Here is a 6,836-nt window from a genome sequence, read left to right as displayed (position 1 = left end):
AAAATGGGAGTCTTAAGCTCCCATTTTTACTATATTTTTTGAAAATTTCGTATAACACCCATTATGTTAAATGGGTTTCAAAAAGCTCCATCCCATCGCATTAAAAACTCTTTTGATTCAGTTTCTTCATCTAAGGTTTCTTCTACAACTTTAAAACCAACAGACTTATAAAACCTGATGCTATTCGTATTTTGTTGATATACATTTAATTCTAAGTTGTCTCTAATTCCCTTCGCATGATTAATTAGTAATTTACCTATCCCTTTACCTTGCTGTTCAGGTGATACGAAAATTGCAGCTATCGTATTTTCGACTAAAGCAATAAATCCATAAATATTATTTGTATTTTCTACAAGGTAAACTTCTGACATTGGAAGATAGGTATCTTGCATTTGTACTTTATTATTTTCCCAATATATTTCTGGAATAAAATCATGAGCTTTAACTGATGCATTAAACCAGATCTCTGTTAAATCACTAAAGTCATGAATATTTGCCTGCCTAATTTCTATTGAACTCATAATCTTTAACTCTTAAACTTTTCTAAAATTAACATAATACACCTTATGCGAAATCAATAATGGGAGCTTTAGGCTCTCATTTTTATCATTTTTTTTAACTTTAAGTATGTTATCTCTCTTTAATCTTAAAGAATTTTCAATAAGTTCAATTTGGTATATCAATAAATATAGACATAAGCCAAACGCAGTCTCCTCTCCCACCTGCCCATTTACTAAATGTCTCGTTTTTGATGCATGCAAAAATCAAGTGTGAAGCTTATGTTTTAAAGGCTTTCAGGCGTTTTAATGAATTGGTTTTGATGCAAAGTGATGCGATTTGATGCAAAGAGAAGGGCATTGAATAATGTGAGGTATTTTACTGTTTTTATAAGTCCAAAAATAAAAGTTCGAATTAGGTTACCAAGCTTTAAAATGATATATAAGTAATTAATATTTAATAAAATAGTTGGTAACTTTTATAAGGTTACCACGGGTTACTAAGACAATTAAAAAATAAATTAATTATTAATAATCATAAGGTTAGTAGGTTACTAATGGTAACCTAAAAAATGGGTTACTGGTAACTCGAAAGTAACCTAAAAGTAACTTTTATAATTAGTATATAACTATAATATATTCATATAGATAACTGTAAATATTAATATTGGTAACTAAAGTAACCTGTTTTTTTTATGACCTGAAATTTTAAAAATTATTCCTACTTATCTTTGACCATCGCTTATTTTTTGTCGTTAAATTGATGCAACTATCTAGAGTTTACTTACACGTACTTACACATAAATGGTGTATGTTATTGAAATTAAATTATGTTTTTAATCCGACCCTCGGGACCAATTATTTAAAAAAGCCCTTAAGCATTATAAGACTTAAGGGCTTTTTTATTGCCTAAAAATAAAGATCAATCGATAATAGATAAAACACTTAAGACAATTAGAAATACACAATTTGCTAAACGAATGAATACTGGAGCCAGACTTTACATTCATTGGGGATTAAAATGAATAAGAAAATTATGGGTGTAATCATTGCACTTGTTGTTGTGATCGGTGGTTATTTCTATGCATCACCTTATCTTGTGTTGAATAATATCAAAAGTGCGGTCGAGGTCGGTGATAGCGAGAAGCTTTCGGCATATATTGACTATCCAAGCGTGCGTCAAGGTTTGAAAGATCAATTTAAAGCTAAAATACTGAATGATGTTGCAACAGATAAAACCAATGAATGGCAAGCGTTGGGCGTAAAGTTCGCAAGCACAATGATCGATAAAGTTGTAGATACCATGGTGACACCCGAAGGGGTGACACTACTGTTACAGGGGAAAATTTTTAAAGATGGCTTGATGAGTCCAATGAGTGAAGATAGTCAGTCAAGCGAAAGATTAGCCAAGTCAGACAAGATGGAAACAAGCACTCGCTATCTTTCAATGAATGTTTTTGAAATATCTGTGAAGAAGCCTAATCAAGAGAAAATGCTTAAGGTGATCATGCATCGTGATGGTTTAAGTTGGAAAGTGAATAAATTGATTTTAGATTTACCTACAGAAAATTTAACACAAAAACAAAATTTTGCTGAGGCACAAAAGTCTGAATTATTACCAATCACTCAGACTTCTGTTGTTGGACAACAGCCTGCACCATCCCTACAAGTAGCATCAGTGTTCAATTTCTCAAAAGTACAACGAGAAAAAATCATAGAATCTTGTTATGAAAATCCATGTTCAATTGCAAAAATTACAGAGTTTCAGGCACTCAATACAGTGGAAAATGATGTTGAAGTTGAATTATCATTCATCGGAGGTACTAAAGATCGAAATAGTTCGCAGATTAATTGGTCGACAAAATCTGGTAAATTTCAAGTGAGGTGTTCAATTCAACAGCCAGCAGTGCGGTATAGAGATCAGGTTACAATTCTTCCAATCAATAGTAATATCAATGTTATACCTATGAGTATTATGGCGGTTGCTGATCTTTATATGAAAACATGCCATGGCGACTTCAATGGAACTTTGAGAGAGGCTTCTAAGAAGTACGGCTATAATGTACCTGATGATGTTTATGGTCGTTCAGTGGTACTTCGGTGATCACAGTAGAAGTCATTGATGTAAAAATTAAAACGAGAAAAATAAGTAAAATAAATATATTTGAGTTTAAAAATAAGTCGTAAATCTCTATGGAACTTCATTTAATATGCTAATTTATAAGAAAATATAAGGAAAAATTATGCAAGTATTAGAAGAGATTTTTAAAAGTAAAAAGCCTGATCATACAGATCAATTTAATTTACGTATTCATCGCGGATTGAGTTGGTTAAAAAAAGCCACAGATCTTGATGATGATCTTGATTTGAAATTTATGAGTTTGTGGGTTGCATTTAATGCCATCTATGCACAAGATTCAGGCTTTATTCAAGATAAGCAAACCTTTCGAGATTTTATGCATAAAGTTTGTCGGGCAGATGTTGAGCATAAAATTTACAATATTATTTGGGATAAATTTAGTCAACCTATTCGTTTGTTTCTTGGAAATCCTTATGTGTTTCAGCCATTTTGGGATTATCAGAACCAAAAAATTACGCAAACTGCTTGGAAAAAAGACTTTGAAATTGAGCGGGAAAGAGTAAATTTTGCATTACAAGAATACGATACGATTCAAATTTTAATCATTTTGTTTAATCGTCTTTATACATTACGTAACCAAATCATGAATGGCGGTGCAACCTATAACAGCTCGGTAAATCGTAAACAGTTGAAAGATGCGTGTATTATTCTAATTGCACTGATTCCTGCCTTTATTCATATTTTACTCGAAAATTCACAACGTCTAGATTTAGGGCAACCTTTTTATCCTGTTGTTCAGGTGAGTTAATTTTACTGATTTTATAATTTGAATAAAAAAAGCCCAAGAGGGGTGTCTAGGGCTTTTTTTATTGAGCTAAAATGGTCTATTTAGCTATTTTTATGCGTTTTAAATGCAAGGTATCTAATAGTGAGAAAAATGCAGCGGCAAAAACCAATCCGATGCCAGCAATACACGTCATCATCCATCCACCATGTTGCCATGCGTAAACGCCCACTGCGGAACCACATGCACCACCAATAAAATAAGTTGTCATATAAATTGAGTTAATACGTGATTTGGCATCGGGACGTAAACGGAAAATAATATTTTGATTGCTACTGTGAACGGTTGCTAAGCCAAAATTGATAATGCCATAACCTAAGATGTAGCTTATTAATGACTGTCCACCATAGTATAAAAAGACCCAGCTTATTGCGAGGACGGCAATGCCAATCCATGTCAGTTGTAAGGTATAGCCACGGTCTGCAATTCGCCCAATTTTAGTGGTCGATAGTGCACCGAAAACACCAATCAACGTTGCAACACCGACCATAACGTCAGGCAGTTTAAATGGCTCCGATGTGAGTAGTACTGCAATGGTTGAAAATAAAATACTCATCGCAGCAAAAGCACAACCGCCAATAAGCGCACGATACATTAATCTTGGTTCTGCTTTGATGAGTGAACCCATTGATTTAAAAATAGCAAAGTAGCTCATTTTCATCAGTGGAACTTGAGGGAGTCGTGACTTCAACATAAATGCCAAAATAAGCATCATCACGGCGCTGACTAAATAAATGACATTCCATTGGAATAAGTCAGACAATAACCCTGCAAGACTTGTGGAAAGAAGTAACCCAACCAATAAGCCGCTCATCAGGAAACCAACAATTTCACCTGTTTTTTCAGGCTTCACAGCCATTGTGGCGAGTGGGATTAGAACTTGTGCTGCAACTGAGAATAATCCTGTAATGATGGTACCAATCCAAAGCATGGGTAAGTTGACTGCAAATGCGCATAGTAATAATCCGCCCGCAGCACCGAGCATAAGTAAGGGGATAAAACGGGTTTTATTGACAATATCGCCGACAGGGACAATAAATAATAAACCGAGTGCATAGGATACTTGTGCAAATGTGACTGTGAGTGCAACTTGAGATTCGGGAACTTGGTAATACTGTTGAATCGAGTGAATGAGTGGCTGACAATAATAATTCGCTCCAGCACATAAACCACAGGCGATGGCCATGAGCCACAATAAAGACCGATCTTTACTGATATCGATAGAAGATTGCATAAAATTCCTTGCGCAATACGTTATATAGAATAAGCGGTAGCCTCAATTTCAATGAGCATACCTGGTATGGCAAGACACGGAACAGGAATGAGCGTGCAAGCAGGAAAGTCTAATTCTCCCCAATGCTTTTGCATTTCCTGTATTAAAAACTGATGTTTTTCTGGGGTGTGATTCACAACCAAAATTCTTAAAACGGCAATATCAGAAAACTGAGCCTGAACCTGCATAAGTGCGATTTTAATATTGCAAAATGCCTGTTGAGTCTGAGTGGTAAAATTTTCTGATAAAAGTCCTTGTTGGTTTTCACCACCTTGTCCTGAAATGTGAAGTATGCGTGAAAAATTACGCACTTCAGCAATATGACTATACGCAAAAGGTTTCGGATTATAAAGTTTATTTGGGTTAATAAAATTGAGAGCGGTATTATTTTCAGCTGTTGACCTTAAAGTATTCTTCATAACAATTTTTCATGTGGATAGCATATCTCTGTTATTTTCAAAGCTAAAGTTAACTTGAGGTCAAGAGTTTTATGAGTCAAATAAGTCAGCATTGGATTAGTATTGGTGAATTGGCGGAACGTAGCGGGGTCACTGTGGCTACGTTACGTTTTTATGAAGAAAAAAAATTGATTTGGAGTGTGCGAACTCAAGGAAATCAGCGGCGCTATCAGAGAGCAATGTTAAGACGAGTAGCAATTATTAAAATTGCACAGCAAGTGGGTATTAGTCTGCAACAGGTCAAAGAAGCCTTTGTAGTCTTGCCGCGAAATAAAGCGGCCACTAAGGCAGACTGGCAAAACATGTCACAAAAGTGGCAAGCGCAATTAGATCAACACATTATGCAACTATTGCAGTTACGGCAACAGTTGGATCAATGCATTGGTTGTGGCTGTTTGTCATTAACACAATGTCCATTGCGTAATCCAGATGATCAGTTTGCTCAAAAATCTTCAGGCGCACATTTTCAAAAGATGCTTTTACAACTTGATCGGATTATTTCAGATCAAGCTGTTGGTGAGTAGGTGAATCTGTGGGTGGTCAGCCTGCCAATTTATTTTTCGACAGTGTAATCATCATCACACCAATAATATTGAGTAGGCAACCAAACCATTGAATTATATTCATGTGTTCACCCAGTAAAGAAACCGCCAATATAATGGTGAGAATTGGTCCGATTGAACCAATCATCGCAGATTGTGCGGCGCCTAAACGAGATATGCTTTGTGCAATTAAAATGGTTGGTAATACTGTGACGAGTAAGCCAAGTGCAATGCCATACCAAATGACCGTTGTTGGAAGTTGAGATAACAGCCCTATGGGATTGGGTGTTGCAATTATAAAGTGTGTTAATGTCCCAATACAGGCAATACTTAGTGCAAGACCAGTATAATTCCACGAACCAAATTTTTGAATGAGGCGTGGAGTTAACAGGAGGTAAGATGCAAAACACACTGCACTGGCAAAAACCAAACTGACACCGATCCAAAAATTACCTTCATGTGCCACAGTACTTTGCTCTTGTAGCATCACAATAACTGTACCGCCATAACTGAGCGCAATGGCAAAGATACTTTTGAGACGTAATTTTTGTTTATAAATAAAACTTGAGGCAATAACCGTTAATGTTGGATAAAGGAATAAAATAATCCGTTCTAAAGATGCGCTGATATACATCAGTCCTGCAAAATCGAGCCAACTTGAAAAGTAATAACCAATCAGTCCTGCAACCATCAAGAGAAACCAGTCTTTTGCTTTGATATCTTGATTGTGATGTCTATTGAGCCAACAAATGAGTAGGAAAAATGGCAAAGCACTTGCCATACGCAGTGCCATAAGCACTGTTCCATCGACTAAGGGTGAAAGTGCGTACGCTTGCTTAATAAAGATCGCTTTGGTGCTAAACAAAAAGGCTGCGCCTAAAGCGAAGATAGAGCCGAGTTGTATACTCGAAAAAGGATGTTTCATAAGACTCACGATGCAAATGGCAATGGTCTAGATTTGAAGCTAAGTATAAAGGTTCGAATGATTGAGGGAAAATGCAAAAAAAGAATCAGTTTAATCAAAATATGGAATATAAAATTAAACTTAAGGTGGTTTTAATGCGCAATGGATGTAAAAAAGAACTTGCTGTAGAGATTTTTTTCTGCGGTGTAATTCAAAAATGATACTTTATTTGTGCGAA

At 35.5% G+C, this 6,836-nt stretch carries 7 protein-coding genes; 3 read left to right on the top strand and 4 right to left on the bottom strand.

Annotated elements, in window-relative coordinates:
• Positions 1-77 precede the first annotated feature (77 nt).
• Positions 78-521, bottom strand: coding sequence for an N-acetyltransferase (locus FW754_RS13325; protein ID WP_446324899.1), 444 nt, complete (start codon positions 519-521; stop codon positions 78-80).
• A 997-nt stretch (positions 522-1,518) separates the two neighbouring features.
• On the opposite strand from FW754_RS13325, the gene FW754_RS13320 reads away from it, so the two are divergent.
• Together FW754_RS13320 and FW754_RS13315 are read left to right on the top strand one after the other, a co-directional pair.
• Positions 1,519-2,601, top strand: coding sequence for a DUF2939 domain-containing protein (locus FW754_RS13320; RefSeq protein ID WP_446324898.1), 1,083 nt, complete (start codon positions 1,519-1,521; stop codon positions 2,599-2,601).
• 139 nt (positions 2,602-2,740) lie between these two features.
• On the top strand, positions 2,741-3,385 hold the full coding sequence (locus FW754_RS13315) for a hypothetical protein (RefSeq protein ID WP_446324897.1): 645 nt from the start codon (positions 2,741-2,743) through the stop codon (positions 3,383-3,385).
• 76 nt (positions 3,386-3,461) lie between these two features.
• On the opposite strand, the gene FW754_RS13310 is transcribed toward FW754_RS13315, so the two are convergent.
• Positions 3,462-4,655 carry an MFS transporter gene (locus FW754_RS13310; protein ID WP_446324896.1) on the bottom strand — a complete coding sequence of 398 codons (1,194 nt, stop codon included), beginning with the start codon at positions 4,653-4,655 and terminating at the stop codon, positions 3,462-3,464.
• A gap of 20 nt (positions 4,656-4,675) precedes the next feature.
• Positions 4,676-5,113 carry a RidA family protein gene (locus FW754_RS13305; RefSeq protein WP_409510825.1) on the bottom strand — a complete coding sequence of 146 codons (438 nt, stop codon included), beginning with the start codon at positions 5,111-5,113 and terminating at the stop codon, positions 4,676-4,678.
• Positions 5,114-5,184: 71 nt separating this feature from the next.
• Here FW754_RS13305 and soxR point away from each other — a divergent pair, with 71 nt between their 5' ends.
• Positions 5,185-5,676, top strand: a complete 492-nt coding sequence (gene soxR, locus FW754_RS13300; RefSeq protein ID WP_409510826.1) for a redox-sensitive transcriptional activator SoxR — start codon at positions 5,185-5,187, stop codon at positions 5,674-5,676.
• 16 nt (positions 5,677-5,692) lie between these two features.
• Here the strand turns inward: soxR and FW754_RS13295 are convergent, their stop codons facing one another.
• Entirely contained in the window at positions 5,693-6,619 is a 927-nt protein-coding gene (locus tag FW754_RS13295) for a DMT family transporter (RefSeq protein WP_409510827.1), read from the bottom strand.
• Positions 6,620-6,836: the final 217 nt, after the last annotated feature.

The organism is Acinetobacter sp. 1207_04, from assembly GCF_052850415.1.
Note: the sequence above shows the minus strand (reverse complement) of the source record. Positions and strands in the feature narration are given on the sequence as shown.